Genomic DNA, 20995 nt, shown 5'->3' on the forward strand with positions numbered 1-20995 from the left:
TCAGCGTCCTCCGGCCACCAGCAGCGGCGCGCCGCCCGGGGCGGAGGCGGGGCGGCCGTTCGCCGCGGGCACACCCGTCAGCGGAGACGCCGGAATCCGGGGCAGCAGACCGCGCGCGGCCAGGTCGGGGATGACGCCCTCGCCGAACCAGTACGCCTCCTCCAGGTGCGGATAGCCGGACAGCACGAAGTGCTCGACGCCGAGGGCGTGATACTCCTCGATCCGGTCGGCGACGTCGGCATGGCTGCCGACCAGGGCCGTGCCCGCACCGCCGCGCACCAGGCCGACACCGGCCCACAGGTTCGGCGCGATCTCCAGCTTGTCCCGCGAGCCGCCGTGCAGCGCGAGCATGCGCTGCTGGCCCACCGACTCACTGCGGCCGAGTGCCTCCTGCGCGGCGGCGACGGTGTCCGGGTCCAGGTCGTCGAGCAGCCGGTTCGCGGTCGCCCACGCCTCCGCGGCCGAGTCGCGGGAGATGGTGTGCAGCCGGATGCCGAAGCGGACCGTACGGCCCTCCTTCTCGGCGAGCCCGCGAATCCAGTCGATCTTCTGCTTGACCTGCTCCGGCGGCTCGCCCCACGTCAGATACACATCCGTGTGCCGCGCGGCCACGGGTCCGGCGGCCGCCGACGACCCACCGAAGAAGATCTCCGGCAGCGGGTCAGGCGGCAGCGCGGTCAGACCGCCCTCGACCTGGAAGTGCTCGCCGTCGAAGTCGTACGGCTTGCCGCTCCACACCCCTCGTACGACCGAGAGGAACTCGTCGGTGCGGGCGTAGCGGCGGTCGTGGTCCAAGTGGTCGCCGAACCGGCGCTGTTCGGTCGAGTCGCCGCCCGTCACCACGTTGAGCAGCAGCCGGCCGCGGGTGATGCGCTGATACGTCGCCGCCATCTGCGCCGCGAGCACGGGGGAGAGCACGCCGGGCCGGAAGGCGACGAGGAACTTGAGGCGCTCGGTGTGCTGGGCGAGCGCGACCGTCGTCAGCCAGGCGTCCTCGCACCACGTGCCGGTCGGCGTGAGCACCGCCTCGAAGCCCAACTGCTCGGCGGCCTTGGCGATCTGGGCCAGATACTCGATGTCGGGCGCGCGGACGCCGCTCACCGGAGTGACGCGGGAGCGCGTGATGCCGCCGTCGGTGTAGGCGTGCCGGTCGACGAGAGTGCGGCCGTCGCCGCCCGTCGGCAGGAACCAGTGCAGGTGGACGGTCATGGTCAGGACTCCTTGCGGTACGTGCGCGGCTTGGTGGTGGAGGGCGGCAGATCGCCGTTGAAGCGGGTGTCGACGAAGTCGCCGAAGTCGATGCGGCGCGGGATCAGCTTCAGCTCGGCGAAGGTGTCCGCGATCTCCTGCTCGGACCTGACCACGTTCTTGTCCACGGCCACCGTCACGCGGGTGCCGTTGGTGCGCTTGACCGCGTCGAGCGCCACTTCGTAGGGCAGCCCTGTGTCCTTCGCCCAGACCTTCGCCCAGGCCTCCGGGTGCTTGTGGACCCAGTCCTGCGCCCTGCGAAGCCGCTTCAGATAGTCGGAGATCGCCGCGGTCTTCTTCTTGTCCTTGAGCGCGCCGGGCGCCGCGGCCTGGAAGGCGAGGCCGTTCACCACCCCGTCGCCGTCGGTCAGGACGCGGCCCTTCTTGCCGCGCAGGACCTGGGAGGTGTACGGGTCCCAGACGGCCCAGGCGTCCACCTTCCCGCTGGTGAACGCGGCGAGTGCGTCGGCGGGCTGCAGATACTTGACGTCGACGTCCTCGAAGCCGAGCCCGGCCTTCTTCAAGGACGCGATCAGCTGGAAGTGCGCCGACGAACCCTGCGCCACGGCAACGGACCTGCCCTTCAGCTCCCGGGTCTTCTTCAACGCCGAGCTGTTGGGCACGAGGATCGTGTCCCCGGCCGCCGTGCCGTGGCTCGCGGCCACCACGGAGATCTTCGAGCCCGCGCCCGCCGCGAAGACCGGCGGCGTGTTGCCGACGCCGCCGATGTCGACGGCCTTGGCGTTGATGGCTTCCAGCAGGGGAGGGCCGGACGTGAAGGTGGACCAGCGGATCTTGTAGTCGAGGTCGTCGAGCTCTCCGGCCGCACGCAGCACGGCTTCCGAACCGCCCTTCTGGTCACCGACGTTCAAGGTCAACGACCCCTTGCCGTCGGTGCCGCCGCCGCCACCGCCGATCGATGTGCCGGCGGACGAGGTGCCGGAGCAGGCGGCGAGCAGCAGGGCAAGGGGGAGCAGGAGGGTGGCGAGGGCTGGGGCGGCGGGGGCTGGGCGTGGTCGTCGCATGACGGTTCCGTTCGCTTCGAATCGCTTCGGTACGTGGGGACGGGGTGTGTGGGTCAGCGGTCAGGGGTTCTGTGGGTTCTGTTCAGGCGGCGGGGGCTTCGGCGGGCGCCTCGACGCCGAGGCGCTGGAGCAGCTCCGCGCGCAGCTCACCGAAGCGGGGGTCGGAGATGCCGCGCGGCCGCTCCAGGCCGATCTCCTTCTCGTAGGCGATGACACCGCCGTCCATGACGAGCACCCGGTCGGCGAGGAGCACCGCCTCCTCCACGTCGTGCGTGACGAGCAGCACCGCGCAGCCGCGCCGCTGCCACAGTTCGTCGACGAGCCGCTGAGCCTTGAGGCGGGTGAGCGCGTCGAGCGCGCCGAACGGCTCGTCCAGCAACAGCAGATCGGGCTCGCGCACCAGGGCCCGGGCCAGCGAGGCGCGCTGGGCCTCGCCGCCGGAGAGCGTCTTGGGCCAGGCCGTGGTGCGGTGCTTCAGGCCCACCTCGGCCAGCGCCCGCTCCGCGACGCCCCGGTCGGGCCGGCCCGGCAGCCCGAGCAGCACATTGCGCCACACCCGCTTCCACGGCATGAGCCGCGGCGCCTGGAACGCGACGGCCTTGCGGCGCGGCACGAGCACGGTGCCCTCGATGTCGCGGTCGAGCCCGGCGAGGATGCGCAGCAACGTCGACTTCCCGCAGCCGCTCCGGCCCAGCAGTGCCACGAACTCGCCCTGTCGTACGTCGAGGTGCAGGTCGTCGATGACGGCGCGCCCGTCGAAGGTGCGGGTGAGCCCGTCGACGCGTACGGCGGACGGGGCAGTGTCCCCGGTGGGGGCGGTGGTCACCGGCCGGTGAACGTCGGTCGCCATTGCAGCAGCAGCCTTTCGAGGGTTCGGACGACGAAGTCGGCGGTCAGGCCGAGGAAGGCGTAGACGACCAGGCATACGACGATCACGTCGGTACGCAGGAAGTCGCGGGCCTGGACCATGAGGAAGCCGATCCCGGCGTCGGCGTTGACCTGCTCGGCGAAGACGAGGGCGAGCCAGGAGATGCCCAGTGAGTAGCGCAGTCCCGTCATGGCCCCGGGCAGCGCGCCCGGCAGGATGACGTGCCGTACGAGCCCCCACCGCGACAGGCCGAGCGACTCCCCGGCCTCGATCAACTGGGCGTCGACGCCCCGGATACCGGCGTACACGTTCAGATAGAGCGGGAACGACACGCCGAGCGTGATGATGGCGATCTTCGGCGCCTCGCCGATGCCGAACCAGATGATGAACAGCGGGATGAGCCCGACGAACGGAACGGTGCGGAGCATCTGCACGCTGGCGTCCACGAGGTCCTCGCCGATGCGGAAGAGCCCGGACACGAGGGCGAGCGCCGTGCCGACGACGGTGCCGAACAGCAGTCCGAGCGCGACGCGCTGCAGCGAGACGCCCATGGCGTTGGGCAGGGACCCGTCCCCGATGAGGTCACCGGCGACCCGGGCCACGGTCCCGGGCGAGGCGAGCACGTCACTGGTCAGCACGCCGGTGGCGCTGAGGATCTGCCAGAGCGCGAGCAGCGCGAGCGGGCCCGAGGTGCGGCGCACCCAGCGGGGGACGCGGGCGCGGCGGCTGGAGGAGGGGACGAGGGCTACGAGTTCGGGACCTGACGCAGGAGCGACTGATGATTTAAGGGATATATCGGGTGTCGATGGGGCATGCGGCGGGGCATGACTGACGCGCACGAGCGCTCCAGGGGGAGAGGACGGAGAAAGGGGTTACCGGCAGCCGGTGCGGAGGGAACTCGGCCCGAGGCCGGACCCGCGGCTCAGACCGCACATGCGGGCATGCGCGGACAGCGCGCGGCCCGGGCACCTACCGTCCGGAACCGGCGGAGAGAAACGCGAAAGCGGGTGAAAGGGCGTCAGCAGCCGCGGCGACACGCGGAGGAGGCCACCCGCAGCAGGTCGATGTGACCGCGCGTGGTGAGCAGGGCTGAACGCAACATGCCGCAGAACGTAGCCAGATCGTGCACGCACGGTCAATGGCGTCTCGAAAGGCGGACTCCCGGTATCAGTGATCGGGAGAGGGCGTGGGGGAAGATGGGCGTATGTCCGATGCATTCACCACCCGAGTCCTGCAGGTCACCACCGGTTCGAGCGAGGTGGTCGTCGACCTCACCACCGACTGCGAGACCTTCCTGCGAGAGGCGGCAGGCGGCCGCGACGGCCTCCTCAACATCTTCGTCCCGCACGCCACGGCGGGCATCGCCGTCCTGGAGACGGGCGCGGGCAGCGACGACGACCTGCTCGCGGCGCTGCACACCCTGCTCCCCGCCGACGACCGCTGGCAGCACCGCCACGGCAGCCCAGGACACGGCCGCGACCACGTCCTGCCCGCCCTGGTCCCTCCACACGCGACGCTGCCGGTCGTGGACGGCAGCCTGGAGTTGGGCACGTGGCAGTCGGTGTGCCTGGTCGACACGAACGTCGACAATCCGGAGCGCAAGGTGCGGCTGAGCTTCCTGGGCTGACCGGGCGGTGACCTGGGGCGACCCGGGTGGCCACCGGGTCAGCGTGGTAGAGCCAGAGCTTCGAGGGAGGACCGGAGGGTTTCCCGCAGGCGGTCCATCTGGTCAGTGCCATAGGTCCAGCTGTCGTACTCGTTCTGGACGAGCAGATGGCCGCCGAAGCTCGCGGCGCCGATCTTCGGTGGCATGCCTGGAGCGTTGGCGGTGCCTCCGAAGCGCAGCAGGCGCGTCCCGGCCGGGACCGGGTGGGCGGGGATACGGCCGACATTGGATATGCCGTAGCTGACGACCGGGGCCGGCAGTGCCGTGCCACGGGCGCCCGCTCGGAGCGCGGCAAGCAGGAGGCGTTCCGGAGCGCGTCGGCGAAGGGCGTCGGCGAACTGTGCGGACACCTCCTGGCCGATGTCCTCCACCCGGTCCTCGGGAGAGACGGACAGCGGAGTCTGCAGCCCTGTGATGCAGTTGAGCACGGTAGTCAGCGGTACCTGCGGGGTCAGCCTGGTGCGCAGATCGACGCCGTGGCCGCAGACCATCGGGAGAGGGCCGTGCTCCGGTGCGAGCTGGGCGCGTACGGCGCTGAGCACCAGACCGGTGACCAGGCTGTTGACGGTGACGCCCCGGGCGCGCGCCGCGGCGGTCACGGCGTCGGTGGTGGCGGTGTCGAACTCCAGCCGGTCGACGACGAAGCGCCGATCCGCGATCGCACGGTCCGCGCGGCCCACACCCTCCGTGGGCAGGGTGGCGGGCTTGAATTCGTCCGCTCCCTGGACAAGCGTGTCGATCAGAGCATCGAGTTCGTCGGCCGGAAAGGCTCCGGCCAGCCGGCTGTCGATGGCCTCGGGCAACGTCTCGCGACGCTCGGACGCGAGATCCGCGCCGGCGGCGAGCCCGGTGTAGAGCCGCCAGAACTCGTCCAGCAGGGCAAAGGCGGAGCGGCCGTCGGCCAGTCCGTGGTGGACGCCGAGAACGACTTGGCTGCGTAGGCCGTCGGTGAGCAGCCAGGCATGCAGCATGCTCTCGGTCCAGTCGGGCCGGGAGTTGATCAGCCCGGCGAAGGAGTCCTCTATGCCGTCCAGCACGGTCAAGGGCGGTTCGACGTGGTCGCGGACGCGGAGGAGGGGTCCTGTGTCACCGGCCACGACCTCGGTGCGCAGCATCGGGTGACGGTCGATCAGCTGACGGAGGGCCCGGGACATCAGGTCGGGGCGCAGCCGGCCTTCCACCAGCGACTCGACGTAGGCCGGCATGTCACACAGCGGTAGTCCGGCGGCCTCGACGAAATAGATGCTCTCGAACGGCGAGACAGGGCGTTGGCTGGTCATGGGATGGGTTTCTCCGATGTGCGGGGTTGTCCGGGTGAATCGGTGACAGCCGGTGTCCGGCCGTGGCGGAGTGCTGATGTCGTGCACTCGGCGTCGGGCCGGCCCGGGTCGAGCGGCGGTGCGGGCAGCGGGCGGACGGCGAGAGGCCGCAGCCCGTCCAGGAGGATGGTCAGATGGCGGCGCCAGGACATGGGCGCGGCCGGCACGGCCCGGCCGAGCGCGGCCAGCAGGAAGAGCAGTTCATCGACGGTGAGGTCGGCACGGACGGCACCCTGGCCCCGGCTGCGGCGCAGCAGGATGTCGAGAGTCCGCCGGTGGTCCTCCCGGAAGGTGTCGAGGGTGGGCACGCCCTGAATGCCGGTGGTGATGATGTCGCTGGCGCCGCGGTCGGCGGCGAGCAGTGCGAAGACGTGATCGAGATAGGAGGTGAGGGCCTGCCAGGCGTCAGGTTCGTCTCTGGCGTGCCGCGCCGTGTGCAGGAGCGCGGTGAGGGAGTCACGGAAGACGGCTTCCAGCAGGTCGGCGCGGCCGGTGAAGTGGCGGTAGAGAGTGGCGTTACCGACACCTGCCCCGCGAGCGACGTCGTCCAGCGGGGCATCGACGCCGCGCCGGGCGAAGATCTCCCGGGCGGCCTGGATCAGCAGTTCACGATTGTGCCGTGCATCCTTGCGCAAAGGGGCGAGACCGTCGTCACTGCTCGGCATGGCCGCACCTTAACACCAACCGTGGACTGCTCCCCGCTTCGTTGTTAGGGTCGCGACGGATGCGACCGGGGATCTTCCCGGCCTCGTTGCCGCTACCGGCACCGGGCTGTACGACCACGAGGAACTGCCATAGTGGAAGCACCTTTTGAGGACCTGTCAGCGCTCGGCCAGAGTTTCGTCGACGACCCGCATCCGGTGTACGCACGTCTTCGTTCCCAAGGAGCCGTGCATCGGGTTCGCACGGTCGCCTCCGGAGAGTTCTGGCTGGTTGTCGGATACCAGGAGGCACGTGCGGCGCTCACCAACCTCCGGTTGTCCAACGACATCCGGCATTCGACCGGTTGGTCGGACGACGGCGGCAACTCCATCGGCCTGAACATGGTGCAGACCGACCCGCCGCAGCACACCCGGTTGCGCAAGCTGGTCGCCCGGGAGTTCACCACCCGGCGAATCGAGGCGCTCCGCCCGAGGATCCAGCAGATCGCCGACGAACTCGTGGACGCCATGCTGCCGATGGGTCGGGCGGACCTGGTCGAGGCATTCGCGTTGCCGCTGCCCCTGGCGGTGATCTGCGAGCTCCTCGGTGTGCCGGTCACCGACCGCAAGGCCTTCCATGACTGGTACTTGGAAAGCACAGACTTCTCCCGGCCCGAGGCGGCAGCGGCCGCGGCGCAGGCGATGACCGGATACCTCGCCGACCTCATAGCCGCCAAGCAGCGCACGCCGGAGGACGACCTGCTGAGCGCTCTGGCCCGGAACATGGCCGACAAGGAGGATCGCCTGTCCACCGAGGAAATGCTGGGCATGGCCTTCCTGTTGTTGGTGGCCGGTTATGAGACAGCGGCCAACCTGATCTCCAGCGGCACCTTCGCACTGCTGCGCCACCCCGACCAGTTGACGGCATTGCGCGCAGACTGGTCGTTGCTGACCAACGCGGTGGAGGAAATGCTCCGCTACGAAGGACCCGTGGAGACAACGGCCTTCCGCTACGTCAAGGAGACGATGGACCTCGGCGGCCGGACGCTCGCACGCGGCGAGTCCGTGGCCGTCGTCCTGGGGGCCGCGTCCCGGGCTCCCGAGAGGTTCGCCGAGCCCGACCGCTTCGACATCCGCCGCGAAGCCCGCGGCCACTTGGCGTTCGGCTACGGCATCCATCACTGCCTGGGCGCCCCGCTGGCCCGGATGCAGGGCGCCATCGCCTTCCGCACGCTCCTGGAACGGTGCCCGGGCCTGGCCTTGGACACCGACCCGGCCGAGCTCGCCTGGCGCCCCAGCCTGATGCTGCGCGGTCTGCACCAGCTGCCGGTCGCCTTCGGCTGACAGTCCGCCGCCCCGGGCCGAGTGCGCCCGGGGCGGCGGCCGGCCGTCAGCGTGGCTCGGGGATCATCGGCAGCGGCCCGGTCGTCAAGCTCATTCCGGCGTGGGCACGGACCTCGTGGCCGGGCATGGGCAGCAACCGCCAGCGGGAGGCCAGGGCAGCCAGCGCCAGTGTCGCCTCCGTCATCCCGAAGACGTCCCCGATGCACTTGCGACTGCCGGCGCCGAACGGCAGGTAGGCGCCGCGGGCCACTTCCGCCGCGCGCTCGGGCAGCCACCGGTCGGGTTCGAACGTTTCCGGGTCGGCGAAGAGCCCCGGGGTGCGGTGAATGACGTACGGGCTGATCAGCACGTCGGTCCCGGCGGGCAGCCGGTGCCCGCCGAGTTCGGTGTCCTCGGTGACCGCCCGGGTGAACATCCACGCAGGTGGATACAGCCGCAGTGTCTCCGTGAAAACCCGCTGGGTGTACTTGAGCCGCGGTATGTCGGCATACGTGGGCGTCCGGCCGTCCAACACCTCATCGACCTCCGCGTGCAGCCGCGCGGCCACCTCGGGATGTCCGGCCAGCAGATGCCAGGCCCACGTGAGCGCGGAAGCCGTGGTCTCCACTCCGGCCAGCAGCAGGGTCATCACCTGATCATGGACCTCTTGGTCCGACAATCGGCTCCCGTCCTCGTCACGTGCGTTCAGCAGCGCCGACAGCAGGTCGCCCCGGTCCTCCGCGGCCTGCCGGTAACCGCTGATGATGCCGTCGATGAGTGCGTGCAGTCGGCCGAGCGCACGGTCGAACTCACGGTTGGCGGCCAGCGGCAGCCGGGCGAGCAGCCCTGTGGGGTCCACCGCTCTGCGGTAGGCGCCCCGTACCATCACGGGCAGGCTGCGCTGGATCTCGACGACCGCGTCCGGGGCCATCTCCGTGGAGAACAGCGCGCGAGCCGTCACCCGGGCGGTCAGTCCCTGCATCGCGTCGCTGACGTCGACCGGCTGCCCGGCTTCCCAGGACGCGGCGTGCGCCGCGCACTCCTCCTGCATGACCTCGGCGTAGGCGGCGATACGTGCCTTGTGGAAGGCAGGCTGCACCAGGCGCCGCTGCCGACGGTGGTCGGACCAGTCGGACGTGATCAGCCCGTTGCCCAGGATCGGGCGGGCCTTCTCCTTCACCGGGCCTCCGGTGTCGTAGACCCGTGCGTTCAGCAGGACCCGCTGCACCAGCTCGGGGTGACAGGGCAGGAAGGCGGGCCTGCTGCCGATCCGCAGTTCGACCAGGTCCCCGAGCTCGGGCAGGGAGCCGAGGAACTCCAGCGGGCGGCGCCCCATGCTCAGCGCGTGGCCCACCAGCGGGAGTCGGCGGGGTGCCGCGGCCACTCGCCAGGCGCGCTCGGCGGTGTCGGCAGTGGTAGTCATGCGTCGGGTGTCCTTCGGTGGCAGGGTGAGTGGAGCAGGACGTCTACCGGAGGAGTCACGGTCGGCGGCGCTCGCAGACCATCGGCAGGGGACCGGCCTCCAGGGTGGCCTTGGGCTCCGGCCGCAACTGCGTCCCGGGTGCCGGCCGGAGCCGCCAGCGCGCGGCGATGGTCGCGACGATCAGGGCGGTCTCGGTCAGCGCCAGCACATCACCGATGCACTTGTGACTTCCCGCGCCGAACGGCAGCAGAGCACCACGGGGGACCTGCCGGGCCCGATCCGCCTCCCAGCGCCCGGGGTCGAAGGTGTCGGGGTCGGGGAAGAGGTCCGGGTTGCGGTGGAGTGCGTACGCGCTGTAGAGGATCATCGTGCCGGCGGGGACGGTGCGCCCGCCGAAGTCGACGTCCTGAGCCGCCACCCTCATCGCCATCCAAGAGGGCGGGTACAGGCGCAGGGACTCCGTGATGACGTTGCGCGTGTACGGCAGTGCGGACAGGTCCTCGTAGGTGGGGGTGCGGCCGCCGAGCGCCTCGTCGACCTCCGCGTGCACCCTGGCTTCCACAGCGGGCAATGTGCCCAGCAGGTGGAAGACGAAGGCCAGGGTGGAGGCGGTGGTCTCGCTGCCGGCGACGAGGAAGGTGACGACCTGGTCCAACACCTCATGATCCTTGAGGCGTTCATGGGTTTCCGGGTGTTCCGCGTGCAGCAGGACCGACAGCAGGTCACCGCTTTCGGTACCGGATTCGCGCCGTGCGCTGATCATCTCCGCCACGATCTGCCGCAGCCGCGCGTTGGCCCGGTCGTAGGCGCGGTTGCCGGGCGTAGGCAGCTTCTCCTTGATGCCCAGAGGCGCCGTCGTCCGCTTGTAGATGCCGTGCGAGACCACACGCAGGCACTGCCGGGCCTCCTCGACCACCTCGTCGTCGAGGCCGGTGGAGAACAGGGTCCGTGCGGCGACCCGCATCAGCAGCGCGTGCATGGCGTCACTGATGTCGCGGGTCTCTCCCGGCCGCCAGGCATCGGTGACCGTGCGGGTGTCGTCGGCAACGGCCGTGGTGTACTCGGCGATCTTCGCCGAGTGGAACGCCGGCTGTATGAGGCGCCGCTGGAAGCGGTGCTCCTCCCCGCGGGACACCGACAGGCTGTTGCCCAGCAGTTGACGTGCCTTGTCGAACACACCGCCCTTGTCGAAGACGCGAGGCTGCAGCAGTACGTGCCGGACCAGCTCGGGGTGGGCGGCGAGATAGGCGCGCCGGGGGCCGAGCCGTACCTCGACCAGGTCCCCGTGGGCGGGCAGCGAGGCCAGGAAGTCCAGCGGTCGGCGCCACAGGGACAGCACGTGTCCGAGCAGGGGGAGACCGCCGGGGGCGGTGCCGAACCGCCAGGCACGGTCCGGAACCGGTCTCGCCGGTGGGGAGGCGGAGGGTGACGGATTGGCGGAGGTCATGACCGTCCCCTCACTGGATGCGGGCGTTGACGTCGTTCACGGCGGCCTGGTAGCGCCGGTCGCGGGTGGTCCAGACGAAGTTGCCCTGAACGAGGTCGAACAGGATGTCACGGGTGGTCTCGTCGAACGCCGCGATGCAGGTCAAGTCCTCGGTCATGTCGTCAAGGCGGGCACGGAAGAAGTCCCGGAAGGCGGTCTCGTCCGTCACGTCGCACAACCGGAAGCAGTTGGTGATCTGCCCCAGCGCCGCTTCCCGGTCGTAGGAGTAGAAATCGTTGACGATGGCCAGGCCGCGGGTGGTCATGCGTGCGGCGAGGCCTGTCTTGGCGTGCTCGGTGAACTCCGGCTGTCCGTAGATCGGGTAGGACATCTTCATCCAGAAGTCCACGCCGACGTCCGTGACCCGAAAACGGAAGTACTGTTCGGGCGAGGTGGTGCAGAGCGCCTTCTTTATCGGAGAGTCACGGAACATGTGATCGCTCGTGACGAAGGCACGGGCTCCCTCGTACGCGAACGCCGCGTCATCCGGCGCGTAATACCGCTCGCACACGGCGCGCAACTGGGGCAGGAAGACGTCGAAGTCGTGCAGCCGGGGGTCCATGTCGTCCCATACGAACGTCACGCAGTTGAGTATGCAGACGGCCTTGAACGCCTCCATGTCCTTGATGTTGCGCGCACTCTGGGACCACCGCACCACGTCCATGTACGAGACCCAGCGCTTGTCGGAGACCACCGCGCCCAGCGGTGCCACCGCCCGGTTGCAGGCGTCGATGACTTCCCGCAGTTCGGTCTCCGACATCGGTACTTTCTGCGCCTCGTACCCCACGTGCCGGGCGAACAGCTCAGTGAACCGGTCGGTGCACTCCTGCCAGTAACGCGTCATCCCCGGCGGGACCGCGGGCGAGGCCGCGTCGAGGGGGGCGGATTCGGTGAGGTCCGTGGTCATGAGTTCCTCCTGGTGGCTGTACGGGCGAGATGTTTCAGAGCGGTGGTGGCCCCGGCCGCGAACGGGGCCGCGTCCAGCGCTTGCAGGGCCTGTCGGTAGCGATCGTCGATCATGTGCTCGACGGCCTCCCGGGCGCCGGTGGCCGCGAACACATCGCGCACCTCCGCCGCGCCGGCCTCCTCAAGATTGGGATCGCCGATCAGCGCGCGCAGACGGGCGGCCCGTGCCGCGTCACAGGCGCGCAGGGCGAGCGCGACAAGGGTGGTGTTCTTGCCCGCGCGCAGGTCGTCCAGGCGAGACTTGCCGGTGTCCCCGACGTCCCCGTACACACCGAGCAGATCGTCGCGGAGCTGGAACGCCTCGCCGAGGGGAATGGCATAGGCGCTGTATGCGTCCATCACCTCGGGGCCGGCGCCCGCGAGCGCCGCGCCTATGTGCAGCGGGCGCTCGACGGTGTACTTGGCGGTCTTGTAGCGGTTCACTGTCATCGTGGCGTCGACGTCGTCCGTCAGCTCACCGGTGGCCCGCAGATCCAGGTACTGACCGAACATCACCTCGCTGCGCATTTCGGTCACCAATGGAAGCACCGCCCTGAATTGCCGCGGGGTGAGATCCGCCGTGTGCAGGAGTTCGTCGGACCATGTGAAGGCGAGGTCCCCCAGGAGGAGCGCGGCGCTGACCCCGAAATGTTCTGACCGGTCCGGTCCCTCCTCTTCCGCCAATGCCCGGTGGAGAGTGGGGCGGCCTCGTCGGATGTCGCTCTCGTCCATGATGTCGTCGTGAATGAGGGCGAACGCATGGAACATTTCCAGTGCTGCGGCGACACGCACGACACTGTCGCTGTCCTCATATCCGCCGGCTGCTTGCCACCCCAGTACGGTCAGTACGGGACGAATGCGTTTCCCGTCCGCCAGGAACTCGGCAAAGAGTTTGAGCAAGTGGCCCATACCCGATTGCTCTGCGACGTTCTTCTTGCTCTCCAGGAAACCTTCCAGGGTGACGTCGACGGCTTTTATCACCACCTCGGCCTCGAAATTCTCAGGAGCCGCGATCTGCGTCCTCATGTTCGTTGTTCATCCCCTCGTGCGGCCCTTTCGGCTCCGCGGGCACACCGCGGCGAGGCCTCAAGGGCCTGAAAATGGACGTACGGTGAGCAGCCGACGTCAGGACATGAGGTCCACGCGGAGTTCGCTGAGACCGCGGATGTTGACCTGAGGGCGCCATACGACGTCCTCGTGCGACAAAGTGATGTCGCGGTATCTGCGGACCAGTTCCGAGAAGACCAGGCGGGCTTCGGATTTCGCCAGCAGGGCCCCGATGCAGTAATGGGGCCCACCGCCGAAGGACAGAGGGCGTACGTCCGGGCGGCGCAGATCCAGGCGGTCGGGGTCGGTGTAGCGGCGTGGATCCCGGTTCGCGGCCCCCAGCAGGATCATCACCTTCGCTCCGGCCGGGATGGTTCTGTCGCCGACCTGGATGTCCTCGGTGGCGATGCGTGCCACGAGCTGGATGGGCGCGTCGTACCGCAGGAGCTCGTCGATCCCGTCATCGATCAGACCGGGGTCCTCGCGCAGGGCGCGCAGCTGGTCGGGGTGGCGCAGCAGGCCGAGCATGCCGTTGCCGATCAGATTGACCGTGGTCTCGTGGCCGCCCATGAAGAACATCATGACGTTGGCGATGATCTCGCCGTCGCTCAGCCTCTCACCGTCGAACTCGGCGAGAAGCAGGCGGGAGAGGAGGTCGTCCTGCGGGTTCGCCCGCCGCCTCGCCAGGTGTTCGGCGATGTAGTCACCGAACTCCGCGGCCGCGTCGTTCATCGCGCGGCGCGTCGTCTCGTCCACCGACGGGTCGATGACATGGCCGAGCGCGTCGGTCCACTTGCGGCAGAGATCGCGGTCCTCCACGGGCAGGCCGCCGAGCCCGCAGAAGACGGTCACCGGGACCTGGCAGGCCAGTCGGCCGATGAGGTCGATGTCGTGGCCGCTGCCCATCTCATCCATGATCCGGTGCACGATGCCGGTGACGCGCGGAGCCATCTCCCGAATGGCCTTGGCCGTGAAGACCGGGTTGGCGAGGCCGCGCAGCCGGCGATGTGCCGTGCCGTCCCTCATGAGCATCCAACTGCGCGTGGCCTCGACGATCGGACTGTTCCGGCCGCCCCGCTGCTCGGACCACCTGGGGTCCTTCGGATACTCGCTGCTGAGCCGATTCACGCGGATGACGGAAGAGGCTTCGTCATATCCGGAAATGACCCAATGTCCGTAGGGCGTAAGGTGTATCGGCTCCACTTCGCGCACGCGCTTGTAGAGTGGATAGGGGTCGCTCTGCAGGCGCGGATCCCGTGCATTGAACAGCACGTCGCGCGTTAAGGAATCCATCTCTATCTCCCCCTGATAGCGGCAGTGCAGCGTCGGGGCGTCCGCCGTACCGGCGCCGACCCCGACGATCAGATACTAAGCACACAACAACCTGCGACCACAAGGAGTTTCAGGTTCCGCCGACGCCGCCGACTGCGGCGTTGCGTACGAACTGCCCCGCTGCATCCCGCGCTAGACAGATCCTCAATCGCGTCCTAGGTTCGGCGTGTTCGACGAAAACGCCGTCTTGCACCACAGGGGGACACCACGATGCAGCGAACTGTTTTTGACGAGGACCACGAGGCGTTCCGGTCGGTCCTGCGGGAGTTCATCGCGACGGAAGTCGTACCGGTCTACGGCGAGTGGGAAAGCGCGGGATGCGTGCCCCGTGAATTTTACCGAAAGTTGGGCAAGCTCGGCATCCTGGGTCTCGGTATTCCGGAGGAGTACGGTGGCGCGGGAGAGACGGGCTTCAGGTTCAACGCGGTCATCGCCGAGGAGTGTGCCCGGGCGGGTGTGACCTTCGGTGGCGCCAGTGCCCATCTGGCGCTTCCGGCGACGTTTGTGAAGTACACGACCGAGGAGCAGAAGCGGCGGTGGCTGCCCGGATTCGTCTCGGGCGAGCTGATGACGGCCATCGCGATCACCGAGCCGGGGGCCGGCTCCGACGTCGCCGGCATACAGACGACTGCCGAGCCCTCCGCCGACGGCAAGCACCTTGTGCTCAACGGAGTCAAGGCGTTCGTCTCGGGTGGCGCCCAGGCGGACCTGGTCCTGGTCACCTGCCGCACCCCCGGTTCGGAGCAGGACGACCGACGTGGCGGGCTCTCGCTGATCGCCGTGGACGCTCACGCCCCGGGTGTCACGGTCAGCGCCGAACAGGCCACGATCGGCCTGCGCTCCTCCGACATCGTCGAGATGACCTTCACCGACGTGCGCGTCCCGGTCACCGATGTGGTCGGTGAGCAGGGAAAGGCCTTCGCCTGCTTGGCGGACATCTTCCCTCAGGAGCGGCTGGGGATCGCCGTCGGCTCGTACGCGCACGCCGCCGCGGCGGTGCGGTTCGCCACCGAGTACGTTCAGGAGCGCACCGCGTTCGGCAAGCCGGTGGCGGCCTTCCAGAACACCAAGTTCACCCTCGCCGACTGCAAGGCGCGAGTGGACGCGCTCCAAGCGGTCGTGGACCGGGCGCTTGAGGCCTTCGACGCCGGACAGCTGACCGCGGAAGAGGCCGCGTCCGCCAAGCTGTACTGCGCGCCCGCCGCTGCCCGGATCGTCGATGCCTGCCTTCAACTGCACGGCGGTTACGGGTACACGACGGAGTACCCCATCGCCCGCCTGTACGCCGACATCCGCGCCAGCCAGATCTTCGGCGGCACCAACGAGATCATGCGCACGATCGTCGCCAAATCGATGGGCCTGTGACTCCGTGAGGGGCGGCCGGTCAGGTGCGGGCGCAGTCCGGGCACCGGCCCCGGAAGGTCACCTCGGCCGTGGCGACGCTGAAGCCGTAGCGCTCGCCGGGCGGCAGCTCGGCCAGGAAGTCGCCGACGGGGTGGACGTCGCGGATGGTGCCGCAGCCCGAGCACACCAGGTGCTGGTGGGGGCGGTGGGCGTTCGGGTCGTACCGCTTGGCGCGGCCGTCCGTGGTGACCTCGACCACCTCGCCTAGGGAGACGAGTTCGCCGAGCGTGTTGTAGACCGTGGCGCGGGAGATCTCCGGCAGGCGGGCGGTCGCCCGGGCGAGCACCTCGTCGGCGGTCAGGTGGACGTGTTCGCCGTCGAGCACCTCGGCGACCACGCGGCGCTGGGCGGTCAGCCGCCAGCCGCGTCCGCGAAGCCGTTGGAGCAGGTCACTCATGACCACCAGCCCTCACTGTGCATAGTCGGTGCCTCGTCCGTCCCTTGGCCCGTACCTGGCCCGCGCCCGGTCATGCCTGGCGCGTACGAATGAATCCGCGTGCGCCTGTCTTCCGTATTGACTTGGATTTCGTCCATCGTAGGATCGGATCCGGCTGACAGCCAAGGGACCGGGCAACGGCAGGCAACAACACGGGACTTCACCACATCCGGGGCGCCTTCCGGCCCGTGCGTGCGCCCGCTCCACCACCCTCCGCTCGTGAGCACCGCGATCCGCCCTCTCCGGAAGGATTCCCATGACCGAGAACCACGACGCGATCGTCACCGACCCCAAACCGGAGGAGGCGGGCGGCTGCCCCGTCGCGCACCGCGCGCCGCACCCGACGCAGGGAGGCGGGAACCGGCAGTGGTGGCCGGAGCGCCTCAATCTGAAGATCCTCGCCAAGAACCCCGCCGTGGCCAACCCGCTCGGCGAGGAGTTCGACTACGCCGAGGCGTTCAAGTCCCTCGACCTGCCCGCGGTGAAGCGGGACATCGCCGAGGTGCTGACGACCTCGCAGGACTGGTGGCCCGCCGACTTCGGCAACTACGGCCCGTTCATGATCCGCATGGCGTGGCACAGCGCGGGCACCTACCGGATCAGTGACGGCCGCGGCGGCGCCGGCGCGGGCCAGCAGCGGTTCGCCCCGCTCAACAGCTGGCCGGACAACGCCAGCCTCGACAAGGCCCGCCGGCTGCTGTGGCCGGTCAAGAAGAAGTACGGCCAGTCCCTTTCGTGGGCCGACCTCCTGATCCTCACCGGCAACGTCGCCCTGGAGACGATGGGCTTCGAGACCTTCGGCTTCGGCGGCGGCCGCGCCGACGTGTGGGAGCCCGACGAGGACGTCTACTGGGGCCCCGAGACCACCTGGCTCGGCGACGAGCGCTACACCGGCGACCGCGAGCTGGAGAACCCGCTCGGCGCGGTCCAGATGGGCCTCATCTACGTCAACCCCGAAGGTCCCAACGGCAATCCGGACCCGATCGCGGCGGCCCGCGACATCCGGGAGACGTTCCGCCGCATGGCGATGAACGACGAGGAGACGGTCGCCCTGATCGCGGGCGGGCACACCTTCGGCAAGACCCACGGCGCAGGACCGGCCGACGCGGTCGGCGACGACCCCGAGGCCGCCCCGATGGAGCAGATGGGCCTCGGCTGGAAGAGCACGCACGGCACCGGCGTGGGCGCCGACGCCATCACCAGCGGTCTGGAGGGCATCTGGACCGACACCCCCACGACGTGGGACAACAGCTTCTTCGAGATCCTCTTCGGGTACGAGTGGGAGCTCTTCAAGAGCCCCGCGGGCGCCCACCAGTGGCGGCCGAAGGGCGGCGCGGGCGCGGGCACCGTCCCCGACCCCTTCGACGCGTCGAAGACGCACGCCCCGACGATGCTGACGACCGACCTGTCCCTCCGCTTCGACCCGGTCTACGAGCCGATCTCGCGCCGCTTCAAGGACGATCCCGCCGCGTTCGCGGACGCCTTCGCGCGGGCCTGGTACAAGCTGACCCACCGCGACATGGGCCCCATCGTCCGCTACCTCGGCCCCGAGGTCCCGAGCGAGACACTGCTGTGGCAGGACCCGCTGCCCGAGGCGACGTACGAGACCGTCGACGCGCAGGACGTCGCCGCGCTGAAGGCGCAGATTTTGGCCTCGGACCTGTCGGTCTCCCAGCTCGTGTCGACCGCATGGGCGGCGGCCTCCTCGTTCCGGGGCAGCGACAAGCGCGGCGGCGCCAACGGCGCGCGCATCCGCCTGGAGCCGCAGCGCGACTGGGAGGTCAACGACCCGGACGAGCTCGCGTCGGTCCTCCGCACCCTGGAGGGCATCCAGGAGTCCTTCAACGCGGACCGCACCGACGGCAAGCAGGTCTCGCTCGCCGACCTGATCGTGCTGGCCGGCAGCGCGGCCGTCGAGCAGGCCGCCAAGGACGCCGGCTGCGACGTCGAGGTGCCCTTCACACCGGGCCGCGTCGACGCGACGCAGGAGCAGACCGACGTGGAGTCGTTCGCCGCGATCGAGCCGCCCGCCGACGGATTCCGCAACTACGTCGGCAAGGGCAACCGCCTGCCGGCCGAGTTCCTGCTCGTCGACAAGGCCAACCTGCTCACGCTGAGCGCCCCGGAGATGACGGTCCTCGTCGGCGGCCTGCGCGTGCTGGGCGCGAACCACCAGGGGTCCGGCCACGGCGTCCTCACCACGCGGCCCGGGACCCTGACCAACGACTTCTTCGTCAACCTGCTCGACCTGGGTACGCAGTGGAAGTCGACGTCGGAGGCCCAGGACACGTTCGAGGGGCGCGACGCCTCGGGCGCGGTCAAGTGGACCGGCACCCGTGCCGACCTGGTCTTCGGGTCCAACTCCGAACTGCGCGCGCTCGCCGAGGTGTACGCGAGCGACGACGCGAAGGAGAAGTTCGTGCACGACTTCGTCGCTGCGTGGGTGAAGGTCATGAACCTCGACCGGTTCGACCTCGTCTGATCCGGACCCGGCGTCCGGGCCGACCCGCACGGGCCGGCCCGGGCCCGGGGGCCCTCACGTGCTCCGCTGCCCACCGCGCGGAGATCAGGGAGGGCCATGGGCGTGGTCACGGACACAAAATGCAGTGCCGTGACCGGGGGCGGGAGTGCAGACTCGTCGCATGGCGGACATGTGGGCCTTCCGGGACGCGGTGAGTCGGTGGGCGGCCGGTGGGCCCGTGGGGGAGCCGGCCGGGCAAGCGAGGTCGCTGGCCGGGCAGCTCGGGCTGACGACAGCCGTCCTGCTGGAGGGGCCGAGCGACCTCGCCGCCGTCGAGGCGCTGGCCGCGCGGCGCGGCAGGGACCTGGCCGCCGAGGGTGTGTGCGTCGTCCCGATGGGCGGGGCGATGAGCGTCGGACGCTACGCCGGTCTGCTCGGCCCGCCCGGCCTCGGCCTGCGCCTGACCGGGCTGTGCGACGAGCGCGAGCAGGGCTTCTACGACCGGGGCCTGGAGCGGGCGGGCGCGTCGCGCCGGGGCGTCTTCGTGTGCGCGGCCGACCTGGAGGACGAGCTCATCCGCGCGCTGGGCACGGCGGGGGTCGAGGAGATCGTCCGGGCGGAGGGCGACCTGCGCGCCTGGCAGACCCTCCAGCGCCAGCCCGCCCATCAGGGAAGGCCCCGGCACCAGCAGCTGCGGCGCTTCCTCGGCACGAAGAAGGGGCGCAAGATCCGTTACGGTCACCTCCTGGTGGCGGCCCTGCCCTCCGACCGGACCCCGGCCCCGCTCGACGACCTCCTCGCGAGCCTGTGACCGCATCACCGGCATGACCGGCATGAGCGTCGGCGATGGGGTCCGGTGAGGCCGATGTGGCTCATAAGGCAGCCTTATGGGGTCATAAAGCAGACCCGCCTACTTACTTAGGCTTGCCTTAGCTTAGGCTTTCCCTTGAGTCACTCCATCACCGCTCGAAGGGAACCTCAACATGCCTCGCCCTCTGCGGGTAGCCATTGTCGGAGCCGGCCCCGCCGGAATCTACGCCGCCGACGCGCTGCTCAAGTCCGCAGTGGCGGTCGAGCCGGGTGTGTCGATCGACCTCTTCGAGCGGATGCCGGCCCCCTTCGGCCTGATCCGCTACGGCGTCGCCCCCGACCACCCGCGCATCAAGGGCATCATCACGGCCCTGCACCAGGTGCTCGACAAGCCCCAGATCCGCCTCTTCGGCAACGTCGACTACCCGCGCGACATCAGCCTGGACGACCTGCGCACGTTCTACGACGCGGTGATCTTCTCCACGGGTGCGACGGCCGACCGCGCGCTCGGCATACCCGGCATCGACCTCGAAGGGTCGCACGGCGCCGCCGACTTCGTCTCCTGGTACGACGGACACCCCGACGTGCCGCGGACGTGGCCGCTGGACGCCGAGAAGGTCGCCGTCCTGGGCGTCGGCAACGTCGCGCTCGACGTGGCCCGCATCCTCGCCAAGACCGCCGACGAACTGCTGCCCACCGAGATCCCGGCGAACGTGTACGACGGCCTCAAGGCCAACAAGGCGCTGGAGGTCCACGTCTTCGGCCGCCGCGGCCCCGCCCAGGCGAAGTTCAGCCCCATGGAGCTGCGGGAGCTCGACCACTCCCCGAACATCGAGGTCATCGTCGACCCCGAGGACATCGACTACGACGACGGGTCGATCGCGACCCGGCGCGGCAACAAGCAGGCCGACATGGTCGCCAAGACCCTGGAGAACTGGGCCATCCGCGACGTCGGCGACCGCCCGCACAAATTGTTCCTGCACTTCTTCGAGTCGCCGGTCGAGATCCTCGGCGAGGACGGCAAGGTCGTCGGCCTGCGCACCGAGCGCACCGCCCTCGACGGCACCGGCAACGTCAAGGGCACCGGCGAGTTCAAGGACTGGGACCTCGGCGCGGTCTACCGCGCCGTCGGCTACCTCTCCGACGAACTGCCCAAGCTGCCCTGGGACGTCGCGACGGGCACCGTCCCGGACGTGGCGGGCCGCGTGATCGAGGAGTCGGGCGAGCACCTTCAGTCGACGTACGTCACCGGGTGGATCCGGCGCGGCCCCGTCGGCCTCATCGGCCACACCAAGGGCGACGCCAACGAAACGGTCGCCAGCCTCCTCGACGACCGCGAGAACGGCCGGCTGCACACCCCGGCCTCGCCCGACCCCGAGGCCGTCGACGCCTTCCTCGGCGAGCGGAACGTCCGCTTCACGACGTGGGACGGCTGGTACCGCCTCGACGCCGCCGAGAAGGCGCTGGGCGAGCCGCACGGCCGCGACCGCGTGAAGATCGTCGAGCGTGAGGACATGCTCAAGGCGAGCGGCGCGTAAGGCCCGTTGGACCACCGACGCAG

General features: G+C 69.7%; 19 protein-coding genes. 6 read left to right on the top strand and 13 right to left on the bottom strand.

The window, feature by feature from the left end; genetic code table 11:
- The 5 genes from AB0H82_RS03945 to AB0H82_RS03965 form a co-directional block, all read right to left on the bottom strand.
- On the bottom strand, positions 1-1209 hold the full coding sequence (locus AB0H82_RS03945; protein ID WP_362988473.1) for an LLM class flavin-dependent oxidoreductase: 1209 nt from the start codon (positions 1207-1209) through the stop codon (positions 1-3).
- 2 nt (positions 1210-1211) lie between these two features.
- Positions 1212-2273 carry an ABC transporter substrate-binding protein gene (locus AB0H82_RS03950; RefSeq protein WP_362988475.1) on the bottom strand — a complete coding sequence of 354 codons (1062 nt, stop codon included), beginning with the start codon at positions 2271-2273 and terminating at the stop codon, positions 1212-1214.
- An 82-nt stretch (positions 2274-2355) separates the two neighbouring features.
- Positions 2356-3123: an ABC transporter ATP-binding protein gene (locus AB0H82_RS03955; RefSeq protein WP_362988477.1), complete on the bottom strand. Its 768-nt coding sequence runs from the start codon at positions 3121-3123 to the stop codon at positions 2356-2358.
- A complete protein-coding gene (locus tag AB0H82_RS03960; protein ID WP_362988479.1) occupies positions 3096-3980 on the bottom strand; it encodes an ABC transporter permease in 885 nt (294 codons plus the stop codon). Before AB0H82_RS03960 ends, AB0H82_RS03955 begins: the two co-directional genes overlap by 28 nt.
- Before the next feature lie 179 nt (positions 3981-4159).
- Positions 4160-4243, bottom strand: a complete 84-nt coding sequence (locus AB0H82_RS03965; protein WP_355809829.1) for a putative leader peptide — start codon at positions 4241-4243, stop codon at positions 4160-4162.
- A 102-nt stretch (positions 4244-4345) separates the two neighbouring features.
- Here AB0H82_RS03965 and AB0H82_RS03970 point away from each other — a divergent pair, with 102 nt between their 5' ends.
- Complete coding sequence (locus AB0H82_RS03970; protein WP_362988482.1) at positions 4346-4768, top strand: secondary thiamine-phosphate synthase enzyme YjbQ; 423 nt, start codon at positions 4346-4348, stop codon at positions 4766-4768.
- 38 nt (positions 4769-4806) lie between these two features.
- Here the strand turns inward: AB0H82_RS03970 and AB0H82_RS03975 are convergent, their stop codons facing one another.
- Both AB0H82_RS03975 and AB0H82_RS03980 read right to left on the bottom strand, forming a co-directional pair.
- A complete protein-coding gene (locus AB0H82_RS03975) occupies positions 4807-6087 on the bottom strand; it encodes a condensation domain-containing protein (RefSeq protein ID WP_362988484.1) in 1281 nt (426 codons plus the stop codon).
- Complete coding sequence (locus AB0H82_RS03980; protein WP_362988486.1) at positions 6084-6791, bottom strand: helix-turn-helix domain-containing protein; 708 nt, start codon at positions 6789-6791, stop codon at positions 6084-6086. Before AB0H82_RS03980 ends, AB0H82_RS03975 begins: the two co-directional genes overlap by 4 nt.
- A gap of 132 nt (positions 6792-6923) precedes the next feature.
- On the opposite strand from AB0H82_RS03980, the gene AB0H82_RS03985 reads away from it, so the two are divergent.
- Positions 6924-8111: a cytochrome P450 gene (locus AB0H82_RS03985; protein ID WP_362988488.1), complete on the top strand. Its 1188-nt coding sequence runs from the start codon at positions 6924-6926 to the stop codon at positions 8109-8111.
- Between the two features lie 46 nt (positions 8112-8157).
- Here AB0H82_RS03985 and AB0H82_RS03990 read toward each other — a convergent pair whose 3' ends face one another.
- The 5 genes from AB0H82_RS03990 to AB0H82_RS04010 all read right to left on the bottom strand — a co-directional run bounded on the left by AB0H82_RS03990 (position 8158) and on the right by AB0H82_RS04010 (position 14119).
- On the bottom strand, positions 8158-9513 hold the full coding sequence (locus AB0H82_RS03990) for a cytochrome P450 (protein ID WP_362988490.1): 1356 nt from the start codon (positions 9511-9513) through the stop codon (positions 8158-8160).
- Positions 9514-9568: 55 nt separating this feature from the next.
- A complete protein-coding gene (locus tag AB0H82_RS03995; RefSeq protein ID WP_362988492.1) occupies positions 9569-10960 on the bottom strand; it encodes a cytochrome P450 in 1392 nt (463 codons plus the stop codon).
- A 10-nt stretch (positions 10961-10970) separates the two neighbouring features.
- A complete protein-coding gene (locus AB0H82_RS04000; protein ID WP_362988494.1) occupies positions 10971-11906 on the bottom strand; it encodes a terpene synthase family protein in 936 nt (311 codons plus the stop codon).
- Positions 11903-12970 carry a polyprenyl synthetase family protein gene (locus AB0H82_RS04005; protein WP_362988496.1) on the bottom strand — a complete coding sequence of 356 codons (1068 nt, stop codon included), beginning with the start codon at positions 12968-12970 and terminating at the stop codon, positions 11903-11905. Before AB0H82_RS04005 ends, AB0H82_RS04000 begins: the two co-directional genes overlap by 4 nt.
- A gap of 99 nt (positions 12971-13069) precedes the next feature.
- Positions 13070-14119: a cytochrome P450 gene (locus tag AB0H82_RS04010; protein WP_362988498.1), complete on the bottom strand. Its 1050-nt coding sequence runs from the start codon at positions 14117-14119 to the stop codon at positions 13070-13072.
- Positions 14120-14533: 414 nt separating this feature from the next.
- Here AB0H82_RS04010 and AB0H82_RS04015 point away from each other — a divergent pair, with 414 nt between their 5' ends.
- Entirely contained in the window at positions 14534-15688 is a 1155-nt protein-coding gene (locus AB0H82_RS04015) for an acyl-CoA dehydrogenase family protein (RefSeq protein WP_362988500.1), read from the top strand.
- Positions 15689-15707: 19 nt separating this feature from the next.
- Here AB0H82_RS04015 and AB0H82_RS04020 read toward each other — a convergent pair whose 3' ends face one another.
- Positions 15708-16124, bottom strand: a complete 417-nt coding sequence (locus tag AB0H82_RS04020; protein WP_362988502.1) for a transcriptional repressor — start codon at positions 16122-16124, stop codon at positions 15708-15710.
- 295 nt (positions 16125-16419) lie between these two features.
- On the opposite strand from AB0H82_RS04020, the gene katG reads away from it, so the two are divergent.
- The 3 genes from katG (at position 16420) to AB0H82_RS04035 (ending at position 20972) form a co-directional block, all read left to right on the top strand.
- Entirely contained in the window at positions 16420-18645 is a 2226-nt protein-coding gene (gene katG / locus AB0H82_RS04025) for a catalase/peroxidase HPI (protein ID WP_362988504.1), read from the top strand.
- 160 nt (positions 18646-18805) lie between these two features.
- On the top strand, positions 18806-19435 hold the full coding sequence (locus tag AB0H82_RS04030; RefSeq protein WP_362988506.1) for a TOPRIM nucleotidyl transferase/hydrolase domain-containing protein: 630 nt from the start codon (positions 18806-18808) through the stop codon (positions 19433-19435).
- Between the two features lie 172 nt (positions 19436-19607).
- On the top strand, positions 19608-20972 hold the full coding sequence (locus AB0H82_RS04035) for an FAD-dependent oxidoreductase (protein WP_362988508.1): 1365 nt from the start codon (positions 19608-19610) through the stop codon (positions 20970-20972).
- The last annotated feature ends 23 nt before the right edge of the window (positions 20973-20995 follow it).

The organism is Streptomyces sp. NPDC050732 (genome assembly GCF_040654255.1).
Taxonomy (GTDB): Bacteria; Actinomycetota; Actinomycetes; order Streptomycetales; family Streptomycetaceae; genus Streptomyces.